Here is a 23,667-nt window from a genome sequence, read left to right as displayed (position 1 = left end):
ATAAAGGGTTGTCTTGAATCATAGGCAACCCTTTTATCTCTTACTTAAAACAATGAACTTAGAAACTTTCAGAGATTTTTGTTTGTCCTTACCACATACTACTGAAGATATGCCTTTCGGCGAGGACATTTTGGCTTTTCGCATTTGTGGGAGGATATTCGTGCTTACGAATTTAGAATGCGTCCCTTTGAGGGCAAGTCTCAAATGCAACCCTGAGCGCGCTTTGGAGCTTCGTGAGCAATACCCTGAAAAGATTGTAGCAGGCTATCACTTAAACAAAAAACTTTGGAATACAGTTTTGGTAGAGAGCCTCCCTCCTACTCTTATTGAAGAAATGGTACAACATTCTTACGAAGAAGTACTCGCCAAAGTACCTAAAAAAGAAAAAGAACTTATAACAAATCAATAGTATGAGACAAAAATTTACTTTGATTACTTTAGGCGTTCGACGAGAATAACAATCTTAAATTGTAGACAATGAAAACACGTATTACAGAACTTTTTAACATTCAATATCCTATTATTCAAGGAGGAATGATATGGGCAAGTGGTTGGCGATTGGCTTCAGCAGTGAGCAATGCAGGCGGTTTAGGACTATTGGGCGCAGGCTCTATGCACCCCGAAACCCTTGCAGAACACATACGTAAGTGTAAAGCGGCTACCGATAAACCTTTTGGGGTGAATATTCCTATTATGTACCCCGAAATGGACAAAGCTATTGAAGTGATTTTGCGTGAAGGGGTAAAAATTGTATTTACTTCGGCAGGAAATCCTGCTACCTATACATCTTTATTACAAAAAGAAGGCATAAAAGTAGCTCACGTAGTGAGCAGTAGTAAGTTTGCCCTTAAAGCCCAAGTTGCCGGCGTAGATGCTGTGGTAGCTGAGGGCTTTGAAGCGGGCGGTCACAACGGACGTGAAGAGACTAGCACAATGGTGCTCATTCCTGCTGTGCGCAAAGTATTAAATATTCCTCTCATTGCTGCAGGGGGAATTGCTACAGGTAGCGGAATGCTTGCTGCTCTTGCCTTAGGTGCCGAAGGGGTACAGATAGGCAGCAGGTTCGTAGCTACTACCGAGGCTTCTGTACACCCTAATTTTAAAGAAAGAGTAGTAGCCGCTGGCGAAGGTGATACAGAACTTACGTTAAAGGAATTAGCCCCTGTACGTTTGCTTAAAAACGGCTTTTATAAGGAAGTAAAAGAGCTCTACAACACTCAACAAGCTACTGTCGAAAACCTTAAAGCCTTAGTAGGTAATCGCCGTACCAAACAAGGAATGTTTGAAGGAGACGTAGAACAAGGCGAATTAGAAATAGGGCAAGTAGCGAGTCTCATTACCCAGGTGCAAAGCGTAAAAGAAGTAATTGACGAGATAGTGATGGAATACAGGAGAAGTATTAAGAAATTACCTCATTGATAAAATAGTATTATTAGAATATTTGTCATTATTGTTATTTACCGTACTTTTGTACCCTAAAATTATACAATAAATATATATGAAAGCAGGAATTGTAGGACTGCCCAACGTGGGGAAGTCTACTTTATTTAATTGTTTATCAAATGCTAAAGCACAGAGTGCTAACTTCCCTTTTTGTACTATAGAGCCCAACTTGGGTGTTGTAAACGTACCTGACCCCCGTTTAGAGAAACTCGAAAGCCTTGTAAAACCTGAGCGTGTAATGCCTGCAACGGTAGAGATTGTAGACATAGCTGGACTGGTGAAAGGCGCCAGTAAAGGCGAAGGTTTGGGTAACCAATTTTTGGGAAATATACGTGAGTGTAATGCGATTATTCACGTATTGCGTTGTTTTGAGAATGACAACATTGTTCACGTTGATGGAAGTGTAGACCCTATACGCGATAAAGAAACTATTGATATAGAATTGCAGTTAAAAGACCTTGAAACGGTTGAAAAACGCTTGGAAAAAGTAACGCGTGCAGCGAAAGCAGGCGATAAGAAAGCGGCGAAAGAAATGGATTTGCTCAACCGTGTAAAGGAGGCTTTGCTCACGGGTGTTTCGGCTCGTGCCGTGCAAGTAAGCGATGAAGAAAAAGAATTGCTGGACAGCTTCCAACTGCTCACTACCAAGCCTGTGCTATATGTGTGCAATGTAGATGAAAAATCGGCTAAAAATGGGAACGCTTATGTGGAACAAGTGAAAGATGCCGTAAAGGATGAAGATGCCGAAGTGATTGTATTGGCAGTAGCCACTGAAGCTGACATCACCGAATTGGAAAGTTACGAAGAACGCCAAATGTTCTTGGAGGATATAGGTTTAGAAGAACCAGGAGCCTCTAAACTGATTCGTGCAGCTTATCACCTGCTGAACCTACAAACTTATTTCACCGCAGGGGTAAAAGAAGTGCGCGCGTGGACGATTCATCAAGGAGACACTGCCCCTCAAGCCGCAGGGGTAATTCACACCGATTTTGAGAAAGGATTTATTCGTGCTGAGGTAATCGCTTATAATGATTTTATTACTTATGGCAGTGAAGCTAAAGTAAAAGAAGCTGGTAAAATGCGCGTGGAAGGTAAAGAATATATCGTGAAAGACGGCGATATTATGCACTTCCGCTTTAACGTATAAAAAAGCCGGTAAGCAGATTCCCATCGCTTACCGACAAAAATAATTCTAAATTAAATAATCTTTATGGTTCAACTTTGTGCTTGAAAAGCAATCGCTTTTAAAAGACGAGGCAAAGATATGGCAATATTCTATTAGAAACAATATAAATTAGCTAATTAGGTAATTCGTTAGTAGTGTTCATCAGTAATTTTGCTAATTGGTAAATTATTTATATCTTTGCCGAGAAGTTAGAAAATAAAAAGTTCATTATATGAGAAAAAAAATTGTAGCAGGGAACTGGAAAATGAACAACGACCTTAACAAGTCGTTAGCACTTATTTCCGACCTATTAAAAAAAGTACCTCAAACAAATGCTGAGGTAATGATTGCCCCTACCTTTGTAAACCTTATTCCAGCTGTAGAAGCAGTAAAAGGTAGCCACATCGAAGTAATTGCGCAAAATATGCACTTTGCTGAAAACGGTGCTTACACGGGAGAGATTTCGGCTGAAATGTTAAGCAGTATTGGGGTAAAAACTACTATTTTAGGACACTCTGAGCGCCGTGCTTACTTTAACGAAACTGATGAGAGTTTAGCTAAAAAAGTGAACACAGCCCTTAAACACAATATGCGTGTAGTGTTCTGTATTGGTGAAGAGTTAGCTGACCGCAAAGCTAATAAGCACTTTGATGTGGTAGGTAGCCAAATCAAAAATGGTTTGTTCCACTTGCCTGCTGAGGCTTGGCAACATATTGTATTGGCTTACGAACCTGTATGGGCTATTGGTACAGGCGAAACCGCTACTCCTGACCAAGCACAAGAAATTCACCACTTTATTCGTAAAACTATTGCTGACAAATACGGCAAAGGGGTTGCTGATAAAGTATCTATCTTGTATGGAGGTAGTGTAAAACCGGATAATGCAAAAGAAATCTTTGCAAAAGAAGATGTAGATGGCGGACTCATAGGTGGGGCTGCCCTTAAAGCTGATGATTTTGTTACTATTATCAAAAGCATTTAAAAGTTATTATTCCTTTTATAACGACTGTCCAATGAACTTTGTTCTTGGGCAGTCTTCTTTATGTAAATTAAAATATGATACAAAACGACTTATTCTTGAGAGTACTCAGCGGTGAGGTTACTGAACGACCGCCTGTGTGGATGATGCGTCAAGCAGGACGCTATTTGCCCGAATTTAGAGCTTTACGCGATAAATACGACTTCTTTACGCGCTGTCAGACACCGGAGCTGGCTGCGGAAATCACCGTACAACCGGTAGATATAGTAGGGGTAGATGCTGCGATATTGTTTTCGGATATATTGGTAGTGCCTCAGGCTATGAATATAGAAGTAGAAATGAAAAAAGGCGTGGGACCGTGGTTGCCTAAGCCTATCCGTACAGCTAAAGATGTGGAACAAGTAATTGTGCCTAATATTGAAGAGCATTTGGGCTACGTAATGGAGGCAGTAAAGCTCACTAAGCAAATGCTGAACAATCGTGTGCCCTTAATTGGCTTTGCGGGTTCGCCTTGGACGATTTTCTGTTATGCGGTGGAAGGCTCAGGTTCACGTGATTTTTCGACGGCTAAGGAGCTTTGTTTTACGCAGCCTTCGGTAGCACACAGTTTATTGCAAAAGATTACTGACACAACGATTCTTTACCTGAAAGAAAAAGTAAAAGCAGGGGTAGATGTCGTACAGCTTTTTGATAGCTGGGGAGGAGTGTTAGCTCCTGACGACTATCGCACATTCTCGTGGCAATACCTCAACCAAATAGTAGAAGCTCTTGCTCCTTTTACCAAAGTGATTGTCTTCGCGAAAGGCTGTTGGTATGCTTTGCCTGAAATGGCAACTTCTAATGCAGCTGCTTTGGGCGTAGACTGGACGTGCGCCCCTGAAATAGCGCGCGAACTTACAAGAGGTAAAAAAGTATTACAAGGTAACTTCGACCCCTCACGACTCTTAGCACCTCCTGCCGAAATCAAACAGAAGGTGAAAGAGATGATAGATGCTTTTGGAAAAGACCATTATATCGCTAACTTAGGACACGGTATCTTACCTAATGTGCCCGTAGAAAACGCTATTGCTTTTGTAGAGGCAGTAAAATCTTATTGCATATAAAAAGCTATAGTTTTTTAATAACGTTAATAAGAGTATCTACATTTTCTGGTTTAGTAGCCCAAGAAGTGATAAGACGTATGGCAGTATGGGTTTCATCGACTTTCTTCCATATATAAAAATCGAATTGCTTTTGGAGAAGAGCTACTTGCTCATTAGTGAGAATAGGGAACACCTGATTAGTAGGAGTATGCGACAAGAAGTGTACTCCTTTTTCTATAAAAGCGTCTTGAATACGTTTAGCTTGAGCATTTGCGTGAAGGGCTAATTCATTAAATAAATTATTTTGGAAAAGCTCCAAGAACTGTATGCCGAGAAACCTTCCTTTGGCAAGTAAAGCCCCTTTTTGTTTGATATGGTACTCAAAGCCCAATTGAAGTTCAGGATTGTTTAAAACAATTGCTTCTCCCATTATTGCTCCATTTTTAGTAGCTCCTATATAGAAAGCATCGGTATAACGAGCTAAATCTTCCCAAGTAATATCATTGCCAGAAGCATTGAGAGCGTGAGCTAAACGCGCTCCATCGATATAGAGTAAGAGGTTCAGTTCTTGACACAGGTGGTATAAATCTTTTAATTCTTGAAGCGTATAGATAGAGCCTAATTCGGTAGCATTGGAAATGTATACTAATCGAGGCACTACTTGATGAGGAAAATTGGTGTAACAAGTTGCTACTTCACGAATATCATCAAGTTGTATTTTGCCATTTATTGCAGGGGTTATGTGTATTTTATGTCCGGTAGCTTCGATAGCACCTGTTTCGCTATCGCAAATATGAGAGGTTTCGCAAGTAATAACGCTTTCATAAGGACGTAACATTGCTCCTAATGCTAAGAGATTGGCTTGTGTACCTCCGCTTACGAAATATATTTTACTTTGAGGATTATTTAGTTTTTCGGCAATAAGAGCTTTTGCTTTATTAGTATAAGTATCGCAACCATATCCTTGTTGTTGTTCGAGGTTGCTTTCTAACATTCGGTTTAAAATAGAAGGGTGAGCCCCTTCGGAATAGTCGTTTTTAAATGATATTTTCATAGTTTGTTCAAAGGTAATAGAGAGCTGCTATTACGAATTCAGAATGCAAAAGTAAAACTTTTTTATGTAAGAACGTTGTGAATATGAAAAAATTTATTACTTTTGCGCCCGAATTAATAACGAGGTCGTGAACCTCACTAATTAAATTTTTTATGCCAGTAAAAATTAGATTACAACGTCACGGAAAAAAAGGCAAGCCTTTCTATTGGATTGTAGCTGCTAATTCACGTGCAAAAAGAGATGGTAAATTCCTTGAAAAGTTAGGAACTTACAATCCTGTTAGCAATCCTGCTCAGATTGAAATAGATGTAGATGCAGCTGTAAAATGGTTGAAAAACGGAGCACAACCTAGTGACACAGCACGTCGTATTCTTTCTTACAAAGGGGTATTGCTTAAATACCACTTGCTTGGTGGAGTTGCCAAAGGAGCTTTGACCGAAGAACAAGTAGAGGCTAAGTTCAATGCTTGGGTAGAAGAGAAAGCTAACAAAATATCTACAAAAGAACAAAAATTAGCTAAAGAGAAAGCAGAAGCAAAAGCAAAGGCTTTGGACGCTGAAAAAGAAGCTAATGAGAAACGCAAGAACGCTGCTGTAGCTGAAGCAACCGAAGAGGTTACAGAAGCTACGGAAGCTGAAGCTCCTGCGGAAGAAAATAACAAAACTGAGGCATAACCCTATGACTTTAAAAGATTGTTTTTATATAGGAACAATTGTGTCGAAGTTTAGTTTTAAGGGCGAGGTGCTAATCAAGTTAGATTCCGACGACCCTGAAATGTATGAAGAAATGGAATCAGTATTTATTGCCTTAGGCAATAATCTGGTTCCTTTTTTTATTGAAAAGAGCACTTTACACAAGTCGGATTTATTGCGCGTGAAGTTTGAAGAGATAGAAACTGAGGCTGATGCAGAAGCTCTATTGAGACACAAAGTATATTTACCTCTTGCGGTATTGCCTAAACTATCGGGGAATAAGTTTTATTACCACGAAGTGATAGGGTTTCAGGTGGAAGATGTGCACTACGGAGTAGTAGGGAAAATAGTTGGAATAAACGACAGTACTTCTCAAGCGTTATTTGAAATTGAGAATGAGAACGGAAATGAGATACTTATTCCTATGGCTGATGAGTTTATTGAGAAGATAGATAGAGCCCACAAGAAAATTATTGTAAAAACTCCAGAAGGGCTTATTGATTTGTATTTAAAAAATTAAGAACAAGCATAAAATATAAAACAAGGTTATCAAAAGCTGTTTTGATAACCTTGTTTTATTTACCTTAATAAGAAAAAAATCTACGGATTATGCTTCTTCAACAAGGGAAGAAAGAAGAATGAAAGGCTACCCAATAAGAGCGTCATAGCAAATTGTGATGTCCATACAATCCAACCAAAGGCTGTACCCACAGGAGTAGCTACTCCAAACAAAAATAGTACTTCGGCAATAAAAAAGGGATAAGAACCAAAGCCTGCATTGGTGAAGGTCATTGCAAAACTACCCACTACAAAGGCTGTAAGCACATTGGGCAAACTGATATGTGTGGTTTCGGGTAGGGCAAAAAACGGAATATAGAACATCAAAAAGTACATTGCCCAAATAAAAAGAGTATGAAAAAGAAATAGTGTTCTATGTTTTATTTTTACGACTGATAGGATTCCTTCCTTTATTCCGTTTAAAAAGACTTTTACCTTGATAAAAAAAGGTTTATCTGAAGTATAAATGAAATACAAAAAAACTATAAACGAAAAACCTCCTATACCCATCAACCACATTAGTTTTTGGAAAGGGATTTTGGAAAGAAGAAAGTTGCTTATAACCTCGAATTGGAGAATGAAAGCAAGCATAGTGAATAGGAAAAGTAAAAGCAGGTCGATAATTCGTTCGGAGATGATAGTGCCTAATGATTTCTCGAAAGGGACTCCGTCGTAATTGCTTACTACTAACGCACGAGAGACCTCGCCTGAACGCGGTATGGTTACATTCACCAAATAACCAATGAACACAGCCATTGCTCTATGTAAGAAAGCTGTGCGGTAACCCAAAGGTTTTAGCAACAAATGCCAACGTATGGCTCGAGAAAGATCGCTTAAAAATCCTAAAAATACAGCCAAAATGATATAGAAGTAATCGGCGTTTAGAAATGTGTGTTTTATTTGGACAAACTGCTCTTCGTTAAATTGGCGATAAGCATACCAACACAAGAAAACGCCTACGAATATAGGAAGGGCTATCTTTAAGAACTTTTTCATTCGATTAGGTTGGTTGTTTCATCAGGGAAGATAATAGAAGGTTTAAAAGTTTTAGCTTCTTCAAAATCCATTAAAGCGTAGGATATGATGATGATGATATCACCTTTTTGCACTTTACGAGCAGCAGGACCATTCAGTACAATAGCACCTGATTTTCTCTTTCCTTTAATAATATAAGTTTCGAAACGTTCACCATTATTAACATCTACAATCGACACCTTTTCTCCCTCAATCATTTGAGCTGCCTCCAACAAATCTTCGTCAATGGTAATGCTACCGATATAATCTAAATCGGCACCTGTAACCTTAACGCGGTGAATTTTAGATTTTAATACTTCTATTTGCATATTTATATTTGTATTGTTTTAAAAAACGGCGCAAATGTACGTTAAAAAATTGAAAACAGTGTAAGAAAGAAAAAAATTATGCTTACCTATGCCCTACCCTTAGCCTATACAAACCTTGGACGATTGTTATACAAAGAGTATTTATAAGTTTAATATTCAACATCTTAAAGAATAGTAATTTTATATAAATGAGATTATCATTCTCAGTTTTTAGTTAGAAAGATTTATTTTGCATAAATTACAATAGAAAAAAATAGGAAGAAAGTGCTTGTTTACTAAAAAATATTCTTATCTTTGCCACCTAATTATATTTTTCAAATGATGATGAAAAGACTATTTATTTTGTCGTTAGCCGCAATAGGCTTTGTAGCTTGTAGTAAACGAGCTGATTATATAGTGCTTTCAGGAAAAGTAGAAGGCACTAATGGGATTCCTTTGGAGCTGAAGATAATAGGTGGTGAAGTAGACCAGCCATTGCATATCAAACCCGATGGTACTTTTCAAGACACGCTTCGCGTACCTTCTAATTACTATACTATTTTCAATCCTCAGGGAATAGAAATTCCGTTGTATTTAGAGCAAGGTGACGAACTTGGGGTTAATATCGACCTCACTAAGATGCCTTTAGAAATAAAATTCTCGGGCAAAGATACGCTTGCAAATGCTTATTTGCACAAAAAAGCTGACCTTACAATGGAAATTCAGAAAAGTGGTGGTATGCAACAACTTTTAGTTAAAGCACCTGCAGAATTTAAAACAGCCGTAAATGAGTATAGCAAAAAGTATACTGACCTTTTGAAAAACACCAAGAACCTCTCTAAAGACTTCGTTAAAAAAGAGGAAAAGGCTATTAACTACGAAATGCTTTACCTAAAATCTATTTACCAAAATGCACACCAAAAACTCACTCAAGAAGAGGTAGCACTTCCTAAAGAGTTTGCTGATGAGCTAGCTAAGATAGATTATGATATCGCTGAAGATTATAATACCTACAGAGCTTACAAAGAATTAGTTACTAATAAACTATTCGATAAGTTTCAAGATAACGAAAACGACGAAAACCCTTGGGGTAAACTCATCGCACACGTAAAAGGTCTGAAATCTAAAAATATTAAAGCAGACCTTACTCGTTATTTTATCAGTGGAGTTTCAGTAGCTAACACTCCTGAAGAAAATGCTGAACTCATTAAAAGTATCAAAGAAAACGTGAAAGACACTGCCGCCTTAAAAGAGTTAGACAGACGTATAGCGGTACTTGAAAGGCTAAAACCTGGCACAGATTTTCCTCCTTTTACAGCTGAAGATTTGAATGGTAAACCAGTATCTTATGAAAGTCTTAAAGACAAATTGCTTTACATCGACGTTTGGGCAACTTGGTGTAAACCTTGTATAAAAGAAATACCAAGTATGAAGGCTTTGCAAGAAGCATACAAAGGCAAACCTGTTACTTTTGTAAGTATTTCAGTAGACCAAGACAAAGAGGCTTGGAAAGCTGCCGTACAACGTGAGAAGCTAAGTGGTATCCAACTATATACTAACCTAAGTATGAACCGCGATTTCATAGATAACTACGACCTAAGCGGTATTCCTCGTTTTATGTTAGTGAAGAATGGTAAAATCATTAGCATTAGTGCACCTAAACCATCAGATGCTAAGGTAAAAGAACTTATCAACGCGAATTTATAACAAATACTTTTTTCATATTGAACAACTTTGCTAAAGCCATACAGACTTTAGCAAAGTTTTTTTGCTAATTATCTCATCGACAAATCGACAAATTAACTATGGCTCAATCTCTCATTTTTGAAGAATACGACCTCTCTAATGGACTACACGTGATTCTTCACCGAGATAACTCAGCTCCTGTGGTTACCATAGGAGTAATGTATCACGTAGGTGCCAAAGACGAAGACCCTACCCGCACTGGCTTTGCCCACTTTTTTGAGCATCTCCTTTTTGAAGGCACTCAGCATATAGCACGTGCCAAATGGTTTGATATTGTATCGGCAAATGGCGGACATAACAATGCTTTCACTACGCAGGACAAAACTTATTATTATGAAGTCTTCCCGTCTAACAATTTGCAATTAGGCTTGTGGATGGAAGCTGAACGTATGTTGCACCCTGTTATCAATGAGATTGGAGTAAGGACTCAAAATTCAGTGGTAAAAGAAGAGAAAAACCAACGTATAGACAATACACCTTACGGTAGGATAATGTACCGCTCGGTTATCAATCCGTACCTTTTTAAAAAACACCCTTATTCGGGAACAGTAATTGGAAAAGTGGAACATTTAGACGCTGCGAGCTTAGAGGAGTTTATCGCATTTAAGAAGAAGTTTTACAACCCTAACAACGCTGTACTGGTGGTGGCAGGCGATTTCGATACGGTACCGACCAAAGAATGGATAGAACAATACTTTGCGACTATTCCTAATACGGGTGATGCTATACAACGCAACAAAATAGAAGAAGCTCCTATCACTGAAACTATTGAGGTAACCGAATATGACCCTAATATACAAATCCCACTGAAACTATATGCCTATCGCACTCCCGCAATGACGGACAAAGATTCGTTTACTATCGACTTGCTTTCTAACATTCTCACTGACGGCAAAAGCGCTCGCCTCTACAAAAAGATGATAGACGAGCATCAAACAGCTTTGCAGGTATTGGCTTTTTCGGACGCTCAAGAAGATTATGGCGTTTATATAATGGGAGCACTTCCTATGGACGGTGTGAGTTTGGAAACTTTGGCACAAGAAATGGACGAAGAAATTACAAGACTACAAACCGAACTCATCAGTGAGCGAGAATATGAAAAGTTACAAAACCAGATAGAGGCTAACTTTGTGGCTCAAAATAGCCATATGGAAGGAATTGCCCTCTCTTTGGCAGATAACTATACTTTCTACAAAGACACTAACCTTATTAACAAGGCTATAGACCACTATCGCACTATTACCCGAGAGGATATCAGAGAGGCTGCACGCAAGTATTTGGACAAAAACCAACGTTTAGACCTCAATTATTTACCTTCAAATCTATAAGTAAACAAAAATGACACATATAGACCGCTCTATACAACCCACCCCAGGAGCTGCTCCTATCATTAATTTAGGGATACCTGTTACTCATACCTTCCCGAACGGGCTCACTCTCCTTATTGTGGAGAACCATAAACTTCCTCAAGTGGGAATTCGTCTTTCGTTAGACGAATGTCCGGAATTAGAAAAAGAAAAGAAAGGGATTTCTGACCTTATTTCGCTAATGGCGGGCAATGGCTCTACCTCTATCAGTAAAGACGATTTTAATGAGGAAATAGACTATCTCGCAGCGACTCTCTCTATCGCTTCTAATGGCGTTTATGCCCAAGTACTCTCTAAGTATTTCCCGCGTGTGTTGGCTCTCATTGCCGATGCTGCCCTGCACCCTAACTTCACCGGAGAGGATATGGAAAAAGAAAAAGCACGCATTATCCAAAGTATTCGTGCCAATGAGAGTAATGCCGAAGTGATTATGAAGCGCGTACAGCAAACCTTGCGCTACAGTACGGCTCACCCTTACGGCGAATACATTACCGAAGCTCACATCGCTGCTCTCACCTTAGACGATGTAACTAACTATTACCGCAAACGTTTTGTACCTAACAACGCCTATTTGGTTGTTACAGGTGATGTAAACCCCGAAGAGGTAATTACTTTGCTAAACGAACATTTCGCTAATTGGCAACCTTTTTCAGAAGAAGCTCCTGCCTTATATATTCCTGAGAATGTAAGTGAAACACAAATCAACTTTATAGACTTACCCAGCGCGGTACAATCGGAAATAAGGGTTACGAACCTCATCGACCTAAAAATGTCGCACCCTGATTACTTCCCTCTATTGGTAGCTAACAGTATTTTAGGTGGAGATTTTGGCAGTTATATCAATATGAATTTGCGGGAAGAACACGGCTATACTTATGGAGCTTTTTCTACTTTCAAAACGGATAAATGGACAAAAGGCAATTTCAGCATCAAGACCAAAGTAGGGAATGCCGTAACAGCACCTGCTATTAGGGAGATACTCAAAGAAGTGAAGCGCATACAAACTAGTGTAGTGAGTGAAGAAAAGTTGGCACAAGCCAAAGCACAGTACTTAGGTCAGTTTGTACTAGCTACCGAGCGTCCGCAGACGATTGCCAATTACGCTATTAATATAAAAGTGCGCAACCTACCCGAAGATTTTTACAAGAACTATATTGCGAACATCAATGCAGTAACCAAAGAAGACGTACAGCGAGTTGCTAATAGCTATTTTCTATTAGAAAACTTCAGAATCATCATTGTAGGCAAAGGTAGTGAGATAGCGAAAGAGCTTGAAAATATTAGCTTTGACGGGAAAAAAATCTCTGTGAAGTATTTTGATAAGTATGGGGAAGCAATTTAGTGAAAAATGAAGCGTTAAAGGTACGAGTCGCACAGGCAGTCGTAGCACAGTGCGAGCCGCACGGGCAGATAGAGAAAAGACGAACAAAACGAACAATGAACGAACAATGAACGAACAATGAACGAACAAAAGACGAACAAAGAACGAACAAAGAACGAACAAAGAACGAACAAAGAACGAACAAAAGACGAACAATGAACGAAGAAAGGGAACATCTAAACCAAATATAAGTCGAAGATAAGTGGTGAAAAACACGAAGTAATTTTGATTATTTGAACTAAAAAATATAAGATTTATTTTGAAGGTATATGAGAAAATCGTATCTTTGCCGTCAATTATGACATAATGAGTAATTCTGAAAACTAAAATTAATTATATTAAAGAATGGCACATAACATTAAAAAAGGCGTAATTCTTGGAAAAGAAGTACAAGAAGTATTTAAATACGCTAAAGAAAAAGGCTTTGCTCTTCCTGCAGCCAACGTTATCAGTTCAAACTCTATCAACGCTGCATTAGAAACTTCAGTAGCTGTAAATGCCCCAATGATTATCCAATTTTCTAACGGTGGTGCTCAGTTTATGGCTGGTAAAGGATTGAATAACGACAACCAACGCGCTTCAGTTCTCGGAGCGGTAGCAGGTGCTAAACACGTTCACCAATTGGCAGAAGCCTACGGAGCATCTATCATTTTGCACACTGACCACTGCGCTAAAAAATTACTTCCTTGGCTTGACGGTATGCTTGAAGCATCAGAAAAACACTTCAAAGAAACAGGTAAACCATTGTTCAGCTCACATATGATTGACCTATCGGAAGAGCCTATCAAAGAAAATATTGAAACTTGCAAACGTTATCTTGAACGTATGAGCAAAATGGATATGACTTTGGAAATAGAACTCGGTATGACCGGTGGTGAAGAAGACGGGGTAGACAACTCACACGTAGATAGTAGCAGGCTCTTCACACAACCAGAAGACGTAGCTTACGCTTACGAAGAACTTTCTAAAATTAGCTCACAATTCACCATTGCAGCTGCTTTTGGTAACGTTCACGGGGTGTACAAACCTGGCAATGTGAAATTGACACCAAAAATTTTAAGAAATTCACAAGACTACGTTTCAAAGAAATACAATTTGCCTCACAACGCACTTGACCTCGTATTCCACGGTGGTTCAGGCTCTACCCTCGAAGAAATCCGCGAGGCTATTTCTTATGGTGTAATCAAAATGAATATTGATACTGACTTGCAATACGCTTTCACTGAAGGTGTTCGCGACTATATGAAAGCCAAATCAGCTTACTTGCAAGGACAAATAGGTAACCCAGAAGGTCCCGAAGCGCCTAACAAGAAATACTACGACCCACGTGTATGGCTTCGTGAAGGCGAAAAGACATTTGTTACTCGTTTGAAAAAAGCGTTTGAAGACCTTAACAACGTAAATACTTTATAGTAGTATTTACCCACCTGATAACTTTGCCAAAAAGCTACAGCAACCTCTGCCAATAGACTTTTTGGCAAAGTTTTTGATATATGAACACAAACATTTTTAATTAAACATATGGGATATAATTCAAATTACGACAGCTACAACACTAACTATCAATCACCTCAAATAGTAAGCTATGCTACTAATGAGGCACAAGCTACCTTTTACCGCAAAACTTACTCACACGTAGCAATGGCACTCTTGGCATTTATAGCTGTAGAAGCTATTTTGCTAAATGTAGTACCAGAAAGCCTTATCATCTCTATGGTAAGTGGCAAATGGGTATGGCTATTGATTTTGGGAGGCTTTTGGTTAGGCTCAATCCTTGCCAGCAAATGGACGCAAGCACAAGATAAGAATACCCAATATATGGGCTTAGGACTTTATGTGTTACTTGAAGCTGTTATCTTTATGCCAATAATCTTTTTGGCGATGTACTTTACTGATGGTACGGCTATCCTTTCGCAAGCTGGTATTATTACACTTGCTTTGTTTGGCGGACTTACAGCCGTGGTATTCCTCACCCGTGTAGACTTTTCGTTCTTGCGTAGCATATTGGTAATAGGAGGTTTTGTAGCCTTAGGACTTATTGTGGCAGGAGCTATCTTTGGTTTCGATTTAGGACTTTGGTTCTCAGTAGCAATGGTTGCTTTGGCAGCAGGCGGTATACTATATGAAACTTACAACATCAAAAATGTATACAGCACAGACCAATACGTAGGGGCAGCCTTGCAGTTGTTCTCTTCTATTATGCTACTTTTCTGGTATATATTGAGAATACTTATGTCGAGAAGAGACTAATCTGTTCTCCTAAAATATTAAAATGATAAGTTCCATCATTGAGTACAATAAGATTAGTACTCTTGATGGAACTCTTGTATTATATGAGGTTATATGAGGGATTATGTTAGCTTGTCTTCTTATAATTCCAAATAGCCCAACTATTGAGTAGCACAGCAAATCCTACAAGATACAAAAACTCTATGTGTAACTGCTCAAAACTACTACCTTTGAGCACAATTAAGCGAACAGCATTCACAAAATGGGTTACCGGAATAGCATTACTCACCTGTTGACTCCACGCGGGCATACTGTCTACACTGGTGAGGAAACCACTCATCAAAAGGAATATCATTATAAAGAAATAGGCGATAAACATAGCTTGCAACTGTGAATCGGCATAGGTGGAGACCAGAAGTCCGAAGCCGAGAATCGCAATGAGATACATTGTGGCAAAGGCATACAAGGTGAGTAGATTTCCTGCGGGGAAGATACCATAGACTACATACATCACGGTGAGTCCTAAGGTAAAGAGAATGAGTCCCACTACCAAAAAGGGAATGAGCTTGCCTAAGATGAACTGCCACTTCTTGATAGGGGTAACATTAATCTGCTCGATAGTGCCTATCTCCTTTTCTTTGACTACATTAAGAGCTGAAAGAAAGCCCCCGATAATGGTGAGCAATATAGCCAAAATGCCCGGAACAATATAGCGCGTATATTGCATATAGGGGTTGTACCAATGGGTATTCTCCACCCTGATTTTGGCTACATTACCTATGTGTTGGGGTGCTTTTACATTTACATCGAGTTGGGTGTTGAAGTCGCGTATCACCGAAAACAAATACGCCCCTCCTAACGACGACTTGCTCCCGTTAATTGCATCGATAGAGACACCGAGAGGTTGCTTTCCTTCGCGTACGAGATTGCGCTCAAAACCTTCGGGGACTTCCAAAACTACATCAGCTTTGCCGTCTTCTATCAGGGCGATACCTTCTTTGTAAGAGAAAGGAGCCTCTACGAGTTTAAAGTACCCTGAGGAAGTAATCTTCTGTATCAGTTGGTGGGAATAGGTACTCTGGTCGTGATCGATATACACAAGGTTGATGTTCTTCACGTCGAAATTGGCAACTAAGGGCAATATAATCAGTTGGAAGATAGGTGCCACAAACATCATTGCCAAGATCGTCTTATCTCGGAATATCTGCTTAAATTCTTTTTGGAGTATAAAGCTTAATACTTTCATTTCTTCTTTATTGTAATCGTATTTTAAACTTCTTCATTGCAAGGCTTAAGAAAACTACTGCCATTGCTATTAATATCAGCGTTTCTTTCCATACATAAGTAAAATCCAATCCTTTGAGCATTACTTTCTTCACGATACTGTAGTAATAACTTGAGGGGAAGACTTTAGATATCCCCTGAAAGATAAGAGGCATATTCTCTATGGGGAACATAAAGCCGGTAAAGAAAGCCGTAGGGAGCATCATTCCCATCATAGCGATGAGCATAGCCGTTTGCTGTGAAGCGGTAACGGTGGATATGAGTAGCCCCAACGACAAACAGATGATGATAAACAAGGTGCTTTCGGCGTACAACAACAGCAGATTGCCACGTATCGGGACATCGAGCATATAGACCGATAGCAGGAGTATCACGGTGAAGTTGATGAGCGAGAGAATAAGGTAAGGCACAGCTTTGGCAATGAGTATCATTATAGGTTTGAAAGGCGATACCAAAAGGATTTCCATAGTGCCTAACTCTTTTTCGCGCACCACCGCTACCGAGGTGAGGGCAGTGCTCACTATCATAAAGACGAGTGCAATTACCCCAGGGACGAAGTTCATAGAGCCATTCTGCTCCTCGTTGTACAGCATTCGGTTTTCAACGGTTATCTGGTAGGGTAGTTGCACAGTAGGGTTCAACTCTTGCTGATAGCTGGCTACCATAGCTGAGAAGTAGTTTTGCACCGTTTTAGCCGTGTTGGGGTCGCTCCCATCGGTGATGAGTTGTAGCGAGGTACCACTGGGTGTGTAGAGGTCTTTGCCGAAATCGGGAGGGAAGATGAGCGCAGCTTTTATGGTGCCACGCTTGAATTGGTCTTCTACTTGATCGTAACGAAACAAAGGGTCTTTCAGCTTAAAATACGGACTTGCCTGCAAGCGGTGTGTGATTTCTTGGCTATAGGTATTGTTTGCCTGATCTAATACAGCGATACCGATATTCTTGACCTCGCTGCTGAGGGCTTGACCGAAAAGGATAATCTGCGCTATGGGAATACCGAAGAGTATCAGTAGCGTGCGACGGTCACGGAATACGTGATAGAATTCCTTGCGTATAAAGGCGATGAGCTGTTTCATTGTTTAGTCTGCTGAACGTTTTGCTTTGCGGGCGAGCTGGTAGAACACTTCGTCCATTGAGTGGGTGTGATATTGGTTTTTAAGGTTGGTGGGCGTATCCATTGCTTCCACTTTGCCGTCTACCATTATGCTGATGCGGTGGCAGTACTCGGCTTCGTCCATATAGTGAGTGGTAACGAATACGGTGATGCCCTGTGCGGAGGCTTCGTATATCATATCCCAGAACTGTCGGCGCGTTATCGGGTCTACGCCACCGGTAGGCTCGTCTAAGAACACGATTTCGGGACGGTGGAAGATAGCCACCGAGAAGGCGAGCTTCTGCTTCCAGCCCAGGGGTAGCGACCCTACGAGTTTGTTGGCTTCAGCCTCCAAGCCGAGCTTGGTGATAAGGTCGGTACTGCGGGTTTTGATTTCCTTGCGACTTAAGCCATAGACGCCTCCGTAGAAGGTGATGTTTTCCTGCACGGTAAGGTTGTCGTAGAGCGAAAACTTCTGACTCATATAGCCAATGTGCTTTTTTATCTGCTCTTGCTCTCGGTAGACATCGAAGCCTGCTACGGTAGCCTCGCCTGAGGTAGGGTAGGAGAGCCCGCAGAAGATGCGTATAGCGGTGGTTTTCCCCGCACCATTGGCACCGAGGAAGCCGAAGATTTCGCCTTTTTTAACGGTAAGGGAAATGTTGTTCACGGCTTTGAAATCGCCAAATTGCTTTGTTAGGTTATGACAGTGGATTGCGTACATCTTATTAAATTAGCAAATGTAAAAATTAGCAAATTACCCCCACACATACTCTGCTGTCGCAGACTTCCCCGAAGGGGGACAATCCGGAAAGGTGATAAATATTGTTTCAATTTGCTTCCATTAATCTTATAAAACTGTCCTCGATGGTAGGGGTAATGGCTTTCCATTCGAGGTGGGGGAAGGTGTTTTTCAGCTGTTGCTCGAATATGGGAATGTTGGTGTTTTCTTTGAGAGTAATGTGTAGGTACTCGCCAAAGGGGTAACAGCTATCAATGTTGGGGTGCTCGCGCAGGTGCTTCAGCAGTGCGTACAGGTCGGGAGCCTTGATAGCATAGAGTGCGGTGGGGTACTGAGCTATGATTTGCTCGGGGGTACTGGTGGAAAGCACTTTGCCTGATTGTATTAAGGCTATGCGGTCGCATAGGCTGGCTTCGTCCATATAAGGGGTGGAAACGAGTATGCTGATGCCTTGCTCCTTTAGTTTCTTCAGCATTTCCCAGAACTCTTTGCGCGAAACCACATCTACCCCCGTGGTGGGTTCGTCTAACAAAAGGACTTTGGGTTTGTGAATGAGGGCGCAACATAGGGCTAACTTCTGCTTCATACCCCCTGAGAGCTTGCCTGCCCTGCGGTTGCTAAACGGCTTTATCTGCTCGTAAATATCTTTGATAAGGTCGTAATTCTCGGCAATAGTCGTACCAAAAACAGTGGCGAAGAAGGTGAGGTTCTCCTCGACAGTGAGATCTTGGTACAGAGAGAAGCGCCCAGGCATATAGCCCACGTGCTTGCGGATTTCCTTATAATCCTTAACGATATCCCAGCCCTCTATGGTTGCTGTGCCCTCATCAGGCAGGAGAAGGGTGGTGAGCATACGAAAGACGGTGGTTTTGCCTGCCCCATCGGGACCTATGAGCCCGAAAAGTTCGCCTTTCTCGACCTCTAAGGAAAGGTGTTGCACGGCGTGGGTATCGCCATAGGACTTGCTGAGATTATGTATGGTGATGCTATTCATCTTTCAATGAGTCAATTTGGTTACAAGCTGCAAGCTCTATTCTTGATAAACACGAGCCACAGGCTCGCGCCAGCAGGGGGAGCTTTATGTGTTCTATGAGTTTTAATTTCATTTTCAGTAAAATTGTTATATTTTTGCCACGAATTTAGATATTATACTTATATGCATTACCTATACCTCACTTTAGCGATTGTTTTAGAGGTCTTAGCCACTGCTCTTTTAGGTAAATCGGAAGGGTTTACTAAGTGGTTGTTCGCTGTAGGCTCGCTGTTGTCTTATGGTGTTTGTTTTTATTTTTTATCCTTAGCCCTCAAGAATATTCCGCTGGGGGTAGCCTACGCTATCTGGTCGGGGGTAGGGATTGTACTGACAGCCATTGTGAGTATTCTTGTTTTCAAAAACAAAATAGACCTGCCTTTTGTACTGGGTTCCCTGCTTATCATCGCTGGCGTAGTGGTGATTAACCTTTTTTCAAAGGCAAATGGACACTGATTTTTCCCCTTATTTTTTATCTTTTCTTCTTGTTATCAAAATAAATACTACGCATATTACCAGTCCTACAAGAGCGGGTTTGGCTACTGACCAACCGCTTGCACCACTGCTCACCACGCTCCATAATAGTTTTAAAAGCGCTGCTAACACTACGGTGTAGAGCAATAAGCGCCATTTTCTCTTCCACGCTGAGACTATCAACAGATAGAAAAAGAGCGGTACACTTAGTGAGAAAAGTATCTTTTTTGTGTCCCACGTGCCTTTGAGATAATCCATTTCGTAGGCTAAGAAGCCGAGCACCTTAGGGTCGGTTTGTTGTGGAGTGGGGAACCAAAACATACTAGTAAATAGGCAAAAGATACTCAATGACACTCCTGCATACGATTTTCTCAAAGCAAAATACACCATAGGCACGATAAAGAGCGGGCGCACATACCAGCTCAATATATTGTGATGTCGCGCAAAAGTCCACTCAAAAAAGGAGTCATTAGTGAGAAAGACTACTATAAAAACTATGGTAAGCAGGGCGAAAACCGTTGCTATTACTTTTTCGTATTTCTTTAACATAGGGTTGTATTTGTTAGTAAGCTACAAAAAATGTGCTAAGAGTATGAGCTACAAGCTCTATTCTTGATAGACACGAGCCATAGGCTCGCGCCAGCGGGGGGAGGTTATTTGAATAGCACTTCTCCGTACATTCCTATCTTTAAAAAGCCGTCGTTTTTAACCTTTACTTTGATAGCATAGACGAGGTTGGCGCGTTCGGATTTGGTTTGTATCGTTTTGGGAGTGAACTCGCTCTCTTGGGATATCCAGATAATTTCGCCTTGATAGGTGCGGTATGCGCCTTTTCCGGCATCGGTGTGCACGGTAACTTGCTGTCCTAATTTGATTTGGGATAGTTGGTCGCCGGTGATGTAGGCTTTTAGGGTTAGTACATCAGTATTAGCGATTTTATAGAGAGGCTTTCCAAAAGTCTGCATTTCTCCTTTTAGGGCGTAGTTAGTAAGCACAGTGCCCGCAATAGGGTTGATGATTTCACCCTGATTGATTTGCTCTTGAACAGCCTGAGCATTCTTTTGCAGAGGGGCTTCTTGGCTTAATACATTGCGGTTTTGCGTGTTGATGTTGGTCAGACTGACCTTGAGTTGGTTTTCGGTTACGGCTATCTGCTTGCGAAGCTGGTCGATGAGGGCGGAGAGGTCGTCCAATTGCTTTTGTGTGGCAGCCCCACCACGTACTAAGTTTTGTGTACGCGTAAGCTCACGTTCCTGTTGGGCGAGTTGTGCGCGCTGTACTTCGAGTTGACTACGAATGAGTGCCACCTGGTCGGCAGGGTTTTGGGTCTTCTCTTTGAGTGAGGCAATAGTGGCTTCCACCTGCTCTTTCTGTATCTTGAGGAGGGCGACGTTTATCTGACCGACCTTTTGACCTTCGGTAAGAGTTTTGCCTTCTTCTACATCGTAGTCGATGAGTTGCCCTGTTTGCTGAGCAGAAACAATGACTTCGTCGGCTTCGAAGTTGCCAGAAGCGTCGAATTTGTTCTTATTATTGCAAGCTATTAAAGCTATCAATGTGGTAATAAGTGCTATCTTTTTCATTTTCCTATAATTAATTGATGATTTTCTTGAGCTTGGAGGAGTTGTATTTGGTGCAGGATAAGGGTTTGCTGAGCAAGATGCCAAGCATTGACTTTCTGCAAGTATTCGTGAGTGGTGATAACCCCATTGTCTAACTGGACTTCAGCAGATTTAGCGACAGAGTGGCGCAGAGTTACTGATGCTTCATCTTGTTCTATGAGCTTTTGTAGCTTTTTGAGTTGCTCGGACTGCTGGGTGAGTTCGAGTTGGGTGTTGAGCAAGAAGGCTTGGCGGTCGGTTACGAGACTCTCGCGATTCAGGCGCAAAATATGTCTCTTACTTGACAGGTTGTATAGCGGACTTAAGTTCCACTGCAAACGGAGCCCTGTGATGTAGTAGAAATCCGCTTGGTTGCTGAGCATATTGAGTGTAGGACGTCCGTAACCGCCTTGAAAAAACGCACTGAACTTGGGTATATATTCGCTATTGAGCTGTTTTTCTTGCGCTTTGAGCAACGATTCCTGTAGCTGAAACCCTTTGAGTTCAGGACGAAAAACCTCAGTAGATAGAGTTTGAGACTGAGACTGGGGCGCAGGCTCTGCGAGCTGGGAAGCGTTGGTGAGCTCTTTGCCTATGAAAGTAGACAGCATTTGCAAGTAGGTAGCTTGGGTAGCTTCGTACTCGGTGGTTTGCATTCTCACGCGAAGGATTTCGGCTTTCAGCTCGTCTACATTGCTGGGGAGGGTCGTGCCGTTTTTTAGGGCTACTTCCGCCTTCTTGAGTTGCGACTCGAGCGTTTCGATATTCAGGCGGTTTTGCGATAACTGGGCATTGATGAGGAGCACCCCAAAATATAGGTTGCTCACGCGTTGTTTTAGGGTGTACAATTGGGTTTCGACCGCTTGTGCTTGCACGGCACTTTGAGCTTTGGCAATAGCCTTCTGACTGTGAATCGCACCACCTCCATAGAGAAGCTGGCTTACCTCGCCCACCACCTTGTATTGCTCCTTGTCGATGGTAGGCAAAGAGACGTTAGGAGGCAGTGGGAGTGCTCCTACAATGGTTTTAGAGAGGTCGGTTACTTCCGACTGGTAAGTGGCTTGCCCTAGGATAGAGACCTGTGGGAGGTAAGCACGATTGGCATTGGCAAGAGTATAGTCTTCGGTTTTGGCTACCAAATCGAGCTTTTTGACGGTGGGGTAGTTCTCACGAGTAAGACGATAGCAGTCCTCCAAAGAAAGGATAGCCTGCGCTTTCGCGGTGAGAGTGAGGGCTATAGATGCGGTGAGTGTTAGGATAAGGTGTTTCATAGTGGCAATCCTCACCCCCGTTCCCCCTCTCCGAAAGAGAGGGGCAAGCCATAAAACAGAGTAAAAGACTGATGAATTAAGGCTTTTAGGGGTATTATAGTGTTAATAAATTAGTTTAACCATTTGGTTAGGGTATAGATAAAAAAAATGTTATTTAGCCTCCGTTCCCCCGAAGGGAGACAATCCGCAAAGATAATTGTTTAAGAGAAATCGTATTATTATTTCCATAGCATCGCTTTAATCCATTGGGGGATAAGGGTTTTACGCTGGAGCATTAGGGCTTTGTACTGTTCTTCGGGTATGTTGATAATTGAGGTTAGGATAGGTTTTGCAATGAAAGGAAATATTACCAACCCGATGACGTTTAGGATAGCTTGCATTAGGTTAGGCTCTGTGATTTCGCCACGAGCTACAGCTTCGGCATATTGACGGGTGAGCACAGAGTGAGTAAGAGCCTCTTTAATAGGGTTTTGCTCTACAAATGCTTGCGGGTTAGGACGCACCTCATTGAGTATAAAGGTAGGTAATTCGGGTTCTTTGAGGAGTAAATCGACGTAGTTAGAGACGATGAGGTCTATTTTCTCATTGAGAGAGGTACTTTCGTCGTTCAGCATAAGGTTTACTCCTTTAAAGAATTGCGCCATTGTTTCCATCATTACCATTTCAAAGAGTTTTTCTTTACTACGAAAATAATAGTTGAGCATTGCGTGGTTGATACCCGCTTCTTCGGCAATGTCGCGAGTGCGTGTACCTGCAAAACCTTTCTGATGAAAGACTTTGCGGGCAGCGGCTTTGATGCGTTCTTCGGTGCTTATATCTTTTGTCTTCTTCATCGTTACTTCTGATTTTCGGGGGCAAAGGTACAACGAGTTTTTGAATTAACCAAATGGTTAGAACAAAAATTTAATTTACATAGTACGTAGGTAGTAGTAACAATCTAAAAGTCATATATTTACATATATAAATAAAACCTATGAGTAGGTGAAAAATTAGAAAATTAGCAAATTAGGGAATTAGCAAATGGGAAGTGTTGTTAATGGTTAATGGTGAAATTAGGAGAGGATTATACAAAGCTTATAGAATAATTAAAGAATGAGTGGCTTTTCAGTGGCTCTACAGTGGCTTTTCAGTGGCTCTACAGTGGCTCTACAGTG

Annotated in this window: 24 protein-coding genes; 13 read left to right on the top strand and 11 right to left on the bottom strand. The window is 41.1% G+C overall.

Annotated features, from left to right (window positions below; translation table 11 throughout):
• Positions 1 to 52: 52 nt before the first annotated feature.
• The 5 genes from HMPREF9072_RS04405 to hemE all read left to right on the top strand — a co-directional run bounded on the left by HMPREF9072_RS04405 (position 53) and on the right by hemE (position 4,690).
• Complete coding sequence (locus tag HMPREF9072_RS04405; protein WP_009410729.1) at positions 53 to 409, top strand: MmcQ/YjbR family DNA-binding protein; 357 nt, start codon at positions 53 to 55, stop codon at positions 407 to 409.
• Positions 410 to 477: 68 nt separating this feature from the next.
• On the top strand, positions 478 to 1,419 hold the full coding sequence (locus tag HMPREF9072_RS04400) for a nitronate monooxygenase family protein (RefSeq protein ID WP_009410728.1): 942 nt from the start codon (positions 478 to 480) through the stop codon (positions 1,417 to 1,419).
• Between the two features lie 79 nt (positions 1,420 to 1,498).
• Entirely contained in the window at positions 1,499 to 2,590 is a 1,092-nt protein-coding gene (gene ychF, locus HMPREF9072_RS04395; protein WP_009410727.1) for a redox-regulated ATPase YchF, read from the top strand.
• A 250-nt stretch (positions 2,591 to 2,840) separates the two neighbouring features.
• Positions 2,841 to 3,590 (top strand): triose-phosphate isomerase, encoded by a 750-nt coding sequence (gene tpiA, locus HMPREF9072_RS04390; RefSeq protein ID WP_009410726.1) that lies wholly within the window; start codon positions 2,841 to 2,843, stop codon positions 3,588 to 3,590.
• Positions 3,591 to 3,664: 74 nt separating this feature from the next.
• Positions 3,665 to 4,690 carry a uroporphyrinogen decarboxylase gene (gene hemE / locus HMPREF9072_RS04385; protein WP_009410725.1) on the top strand — a complete coding sequence of 342 codons (1,026 nt, stop codon included), beginning with the start codon at positions 3,665 to 3,667 and terminating at the stop codon, positions 4,688 to 4,690.
• Between the two features lie 4 nt (positions 4,691 to 4,694).
• Here the strand turns inward: hemE and HMPREF9072_RS04380 are convergent, their stop codons facing one another.
• Positions 4,695 to 5,723, bottom strand: a complete 1,029-nt coding sequence (locus HMPREF9072_RS04380) for a low specificity L-threonine aldolase (RefSeq protein ID WP_009410724.1) — start codon at positions 5,721 to 5,723, stop codon at positions 4,695 to 4,697.
• A gap of 152 nt (positions 5,724 to 5,875) precedes the next feature.
• Between HMPREF9072_RS04380 and HMPREF9072_RS04375 the strand changes: the two genes are divergently transcribed.
• Together HMPREF9072_RS04375 and rimM are read left to right on the top strand one after the other, a co-directional pair.
• Positions 5,876 to 6,397 carry a 30S ribosomal protein S16 gene (locus tag HMPREF9072_RS04375; protein WP_009410723.1) on the top strand — a complete coding sequence of 174 codons (522 nt, stop codon included), beginning with the start codon at positions 5,876 to 5,878 and terminating at the stop codon, positions 6,395 to 6,397.
• 4 nt (positions 6,398 to 6,401) lie between these two features.
• Positions 6,402 to 6,935, top strand: a complete 534-nt coding sequence (gene rimM, locus HMPREF9072_RS04370; protein WP_009410722.1) for a ribosome maturation factor RimM — start codon at positions 6,402 to 6,404, stop codon at positions 6,933 to 6,935.
• A gap of 80 nt (positions 6,936 to 7,015) precedes the next feature.
• On the opposite strand, the gene HMPREF9072_RS04365 is transcribed toward rimM, so the two are convergent.
• Both HMPREF9072_RS04365 and panD read right to left on the bottom strand, forming a co-directional pair.
• On the bottom strand, positions 7,016 to 7,969 hold the full coding sequence (locus HMPREF9072_RS04365; protein ID WP_009410721.1) for a lysylphosphatidylglycerol synthase transmembrane domain-containing protein: 954 nt from the start codon (positions 7,967 to 7,969) through the stop codon (positions 7,016 to 7,018).
• Positions 7,966 to 8,316 (bottom strand): aspartate 1-decarboxylase, encoded by a 351-nt coding sequence (gene panD / locus HMPREF9072_RS04360; protein ID WP_009410720.1) that lies wholly within the window; start codon positions 8,314 to 8,316, stop codon positions 7,966 to 7,968. The genes HMPREF9072_RS04365 and panD overlap by 4 nt, the downstream gene beginning before the upstream one ends.
• A gap of 318 nt (positions 8,317 to 8,634) precedes the next feature.
• Here panD and HMPREF9072_RS04355 point away from each other — a divergent pair, with 318 nt between their 5' ends.
• From HMPREF9072_RS04355 to HMPREF9072_RS04335, 5 genes are all read left to right on the top strand, one after another.
• Complete coding sequence (locus tag HMPREF9072_RS04355) at positions 8,635 to 10,002, top strand: TlpA disulfide reductase family protein (protein ID WP_009410719.1); 1,368 nt, start codon at positions 8,635 to 8,637, stop codon at positions 10,000 to 10,002.
• Between the two features lie 98 nt (positions 10,003 to 10,100).
• Positions 10,101 to 11,369: a pitrilysin family protein gene (locus HMPREF9072_RS04350; protein ID WP_009410718.1), complete on the top strand. Its 1,269-nt coding sequence runs from the start codon at positions 10,101 to 10,103 to the stop codon at positions 11,367 to 11,369.
• A 10-nt stretch (positions 11,370 to 11,379) separates the two neighbouring features.
• Positions 11,380 to 12,750, top strand: a complete 1,371-nt coding sequence (locus HMPREF9072_RS04345) for a pitrilysin family protein (protein WP_009410717.1) — start codon at positions 11,380 to 11,382, stop codon at positions 12,748 to 12,750.
• A gap of 384 nt (positions 12,751 to 13,134) precedes the next feature.
• The gene (gene fbaA / locus HMPREF9072_RS04340) at positions 13,135 to 14,202 is read left to right on the top strand and encodes a class II fructose-bisphosphate aldolase (protein ID WP_002672889.1); all 1,068 of its coding nucleotides are present in this window, start codon (positions 13,135 to 13,137) and stop codon (positions 14,200 to 14,202) included.
• Positions 14,203 to 14,310: 108 nt separating this feature from the next.
• Positions 14,311 to 15,039 (top strand): Bax inhibitor-1 family protein, encoded by a 729-nt coding sequence (locus HMPREF9072_RS04335; RefSeq protein ID WP_009410716.1) that lies wholly within the window; start codon positions 14,311 to 14,313, stop codon positions 15,037 to 15,039.
• Positions 15,040 to 15,145: 106 nt separating this feature from the next.
• Here the strand turns inward: HMPREF9072_RS04335 and HMPREF9072_RS04330 are convergent, their stop codons facing one another.
• The 4 genes from HMPREF9072_RS04330 to HMPREF9072_RS04315 form a co-directional block, all read right to left on the bottom strand.
• Entirely contained in the window at positions 15,146 to 16,264 is a 1,119-nt protein-coding gene (locus HMPREF9072_RS04330) for an ABC transporter permease (protein ID WP_009410715.1), read from the bottom strand.
• Between the two features lie 7 nt (positions 16,265 to 16,271).
• Positions 16,272 to 17,378 (bottom strand): ABC transporter permease, encoded by a 1,107-nt coding sequence (locus tag HMPREF9072_RS04325; RefSeq protein WP_009410714.1) that lies wholly within the window; start codon positions 17,376 to 17,378, stop codon positions 16,272 to 16,274.
• A gap of 3 nt (positions 17,379 to 17,381) precedes the next feature.
• Positions 17,382 to 18,119: an ABC transporter ATP-binding protein gene (locus tag HMPREF9072_RS04320; protein ID WP_009410713.1), complete on the bottom strand. Its 738-nt coding sequence runs from the start codon at positions 18,117 to 18,119 to the stop codon at positions 17,382 to 17,384.
• Positions 18,120 to 18,225: 106 nt separating this feature from the next.
• Positions 18,226 to 19,131, bottom strand: coding sequence for an ABC transporter ATP-binding protein (locus tag HMPREF9072_RS04315; protein WP_009410712.1), 906 nt, complete (start codon positions 19,129 to 19,131; stop codon positions 18,226 to 18,228).
• Between the two features lie 162 nt (positions 19,132 to 19,293).
• On the opposite strand from HMPREF9072_RS04315, the gene HMPREF9072_RS04310 reads away from it, so the two are divergent.
• Complete coding sequence (locus tag HMPREF9072_RS04310) at positions 19,294 to 19,623, top strand: multidrug efflux SMR transporter (RefSeq protein ID WP_009410711.1); 330 nt, start codon at positions 19,294 to 19,296, stop codon at positions 19,621 to 19,623.
• Between the two features lie 9 nt (positions 19,624 to 19,632).
• Here HMPREF9072_RS04310 and HMPREF9072_RS04305 read toward each other — a convergent pair whose 3' ends face one another.
• The 4 genes from HMPREF9072_RS04305 to HMPREF9072_RS04290 all read right to left on the bottom strand — a co-directional run bounded on the left by HMPREF9072_RS04305 (position 19,633) and on the right by HMPREF9072_RS04290 (position 23,346).
• A complete protein-coding gene (locus tag HMPREF9072_RS04305; RefSeq protein ID WP_009410710.1) occupies positions 19,633 to 20,190 on the bottom strand; it encodes a hypothetical protein in 558 nt (185 codons plus the stop codon).
• A 104-nt stretch (positions 20,191 to 20,294) separates the two neighbouring features.
• A complete protein-coding gene (locus HMPREF9072_RS04300) occupies positions 20,295 to 21,224 on the bottom strand; it encodes an HlyD family secretion protein (RefSeq protein ID WP_009410709.1) in 930 nt (309 codons plus the stop codon).
• Entirely contained in the window at positions 21,221 to 22,513 is a 1,293-nt protein-coding gene (locus HMPREF9072_RS04295) for a TolC family protein (protein ID WP_009410708.1), read from the bottom strand. Before HMPREF9072_RS04295 ends, HMPREF9072_RS04300 begins: the two co-directional genes overlap by 4 nt.
• Positions 22,514 to 22,731: 218 nt before the next feature.
• A complete protein-coding gene (locus HMPREF9072_RS04290) occupies positions 22,732 to 23,346 on the bottom strand; it encodes a TetR/AcrR family transcriptional regulator (protein WP_009410707.1) in 615 nt (204 codons plus the stop codon).
• Positions 23,347 to 23,667: the final 321 nt, after the last annotated feature.

Source organism: Capnocytophaga sp. oral taxon 324 str. F0483, from assembly GCF_000318315.2.
Taxonomy (GTDB): Bacteria; Bacteroidota; Bacteroidia; order Flavobacteriales; family Flavobacteriaceae; genus Capnocytophaga; species Capnocytophaga ochracea.
The sequence above is the reverse complement of the archived record's forward strand: the minus strand, read 5'-3'. Positions and strand labels throughout refer to the sequence as shown.

Excerpts from the sequence above, each read along its gene's own strand:
- HMPREF9072_RS04300 (WP_009410709.1), bottom strand. The coding sequence starts at position 21,224 with ATGAAAAAGATAGCACTTATTACCACATTGATAGCTTTAATAGCTTGC.
- HMPREF9072_RS04345 (WP_009410717.1), top strand. The coding sequence starts at position 11,380 with ATGACACATATAGACCGCTCTATACAACCCACCCCAGGAGCTGCTCCT.
- HMPREF9072_RS04320 (WP_009410713.1), bottom strand. The coding sequence starts at position 18,119 with ATGTACGCAATCCACTGTCATAACCTAACAAAGCAATTTGGCGATTTC.
- HMPREF9072_RS04380 (WP_009410724.1), bottom strand. The coding sequence starts at position 5,723 with ATGAAAATATCATTTAAAAACGACTATTCCGAAGGGGCTCACCCTTCT.
- HMPREF9072_RS04310 (WP_009410711.1), top strand. The coding sequence starts at position 19,294 with ATGCATTACCTATACCTCACTTTAGCGATTGTTTTAGAGGTCTTAGCC.
- HMPREF9072_RS04335 (WP_009410716.1), top strand. The coding sequence starts at position 14,311 with ATGGGATATAATTCAAATTACGACAGCTACAACACTAACTATCAATCA.
- tpiA (WP_009410726.1), top strand. The coding sequence starts at position 2,841 with ATGAGAAAAAAAATTGTAGCAGGGAACTGGAAAATGAACAACGACCTT.
- HMPREF9072_RS04365 (WP_009410721.1), bottom strand. The coding sequence starts at position 7,969 with ATGAAAAAGTTCTTAAAGATAGCCCTTCCTATATTCGTAGGCGTTTTC.
- fbaA (WP_002672889.1), top strand. The coding sequence starts at position 13,135 with ATGGCACATAACATTAAAAAAGGCGTAATTCTTGGAAAAGAAGTACAA.
- HMPREF9072_RS04355 (WP_009410719.1), top strand. The coding sequence starts at position 8,635 with ATGATGATGAAAAGACTATTTATTTTGTCGTTAGCCGCAATAGGCTTT.
- HMPREF9072_RS04305 (WP_009410710.1), bottom strand. The coding sequence starts at position 20,190 with ATGTTAAAGAAATACGAAAAAGTAATAGCAACGGTTTTCGCCCTGCTT.
- HMPREF9072_RS04290 (WP_009410707.1), bottom strand. The coding sequence starts at position 23,346 with ATGAAGAAGACAAAAGATATAAGCACCGAAGAACGCATCAAAGCCGCT.
- HMPREF9072_RS04350 (WP_009410718.1), top strand. The coding sequence starts at position 10,101 with ATGGCTCAATCTCTCATTTTTGAAGAATACGACCTCTCTAATGGACTA.
- HMPREF9072_RS04330 (WP_009410715.1), bottom strand. The coding sequence starts at position 16,264 with ATGAAAGTATTAAGCTTTATACTCCAAAAAGAATTTAAGCAGATATTC.
- HMPREF9072_RS04405 (WP_009410729.1), top strand. The coding sequence starts at position 53 with ATGAACTTAGAAACTTTCAGAGATTTTTGTTTGTCCTTACCACATACT.
- HMPREF9072_RS04325 (WP_009410714.1), bottom strand. The coding sequence starts at position 17,378 with ATGAAACAGCTCATCGCCTTTATACGCAAGGAATTCTATCACGTATTC.
- rimM (WP_009410722.1), top strand. The coding sequence starts at position 6,402 with ATGACTTTAAAAGATTGTTTTTATATAGGAACAATTGTGTCGAAGTTT.
- panD (WP_009410720.1), bottom strand. The coding sequence starts at position 8,316 with ATGCAAATAGAAGTATTAAAATCTAAAATTCACCGCGTTAAGGTTACA.
- HMPREF9072_RS04400 (WP_009410728.1), top strand. The coding sequence starts at position 478 with ATGAAAACACGTATTACAGAACTTTTTAACATTCAATATCCTATTATT.
- ychF (WP_009410727.1), top strand. The coding sequence starts at position 1,499 with ATGAAAGCAGGAATTGTAGGACTGCCCAACGTGGGGAAGTCTACTTTA.
- HMPREF9072_RS04295 (WP_009410708.1), bottom strand. The coding sequence starts at position 22,513 with ATGAAACACCTTATCCTAACACTCACCGCATCTATAGCCCTCACTCTC.
- HMPREF9072_RS04315 (WP_009410712.1), bottom strand. The coding sequence starts at position 19,131 with ATGAATAGCATCACCATACATAATCTCAGCAAGTCCTATGGCGATACC.
- hemE (WP_009410725.1), top strand. The coding sequence starts at position 3,665 with ATGATACAAAACGACTTATTCTTGAGAGTACTCAGCGGTGAGGTTACT.
- HMPREF9072_RS04375 (WP_009410723.1), top strand. The coding sequence starts at position 5,876 with ATGCCAGTAAAAATTAGATTACAACGTCACGGAAAAAAAGGCAAGCCT.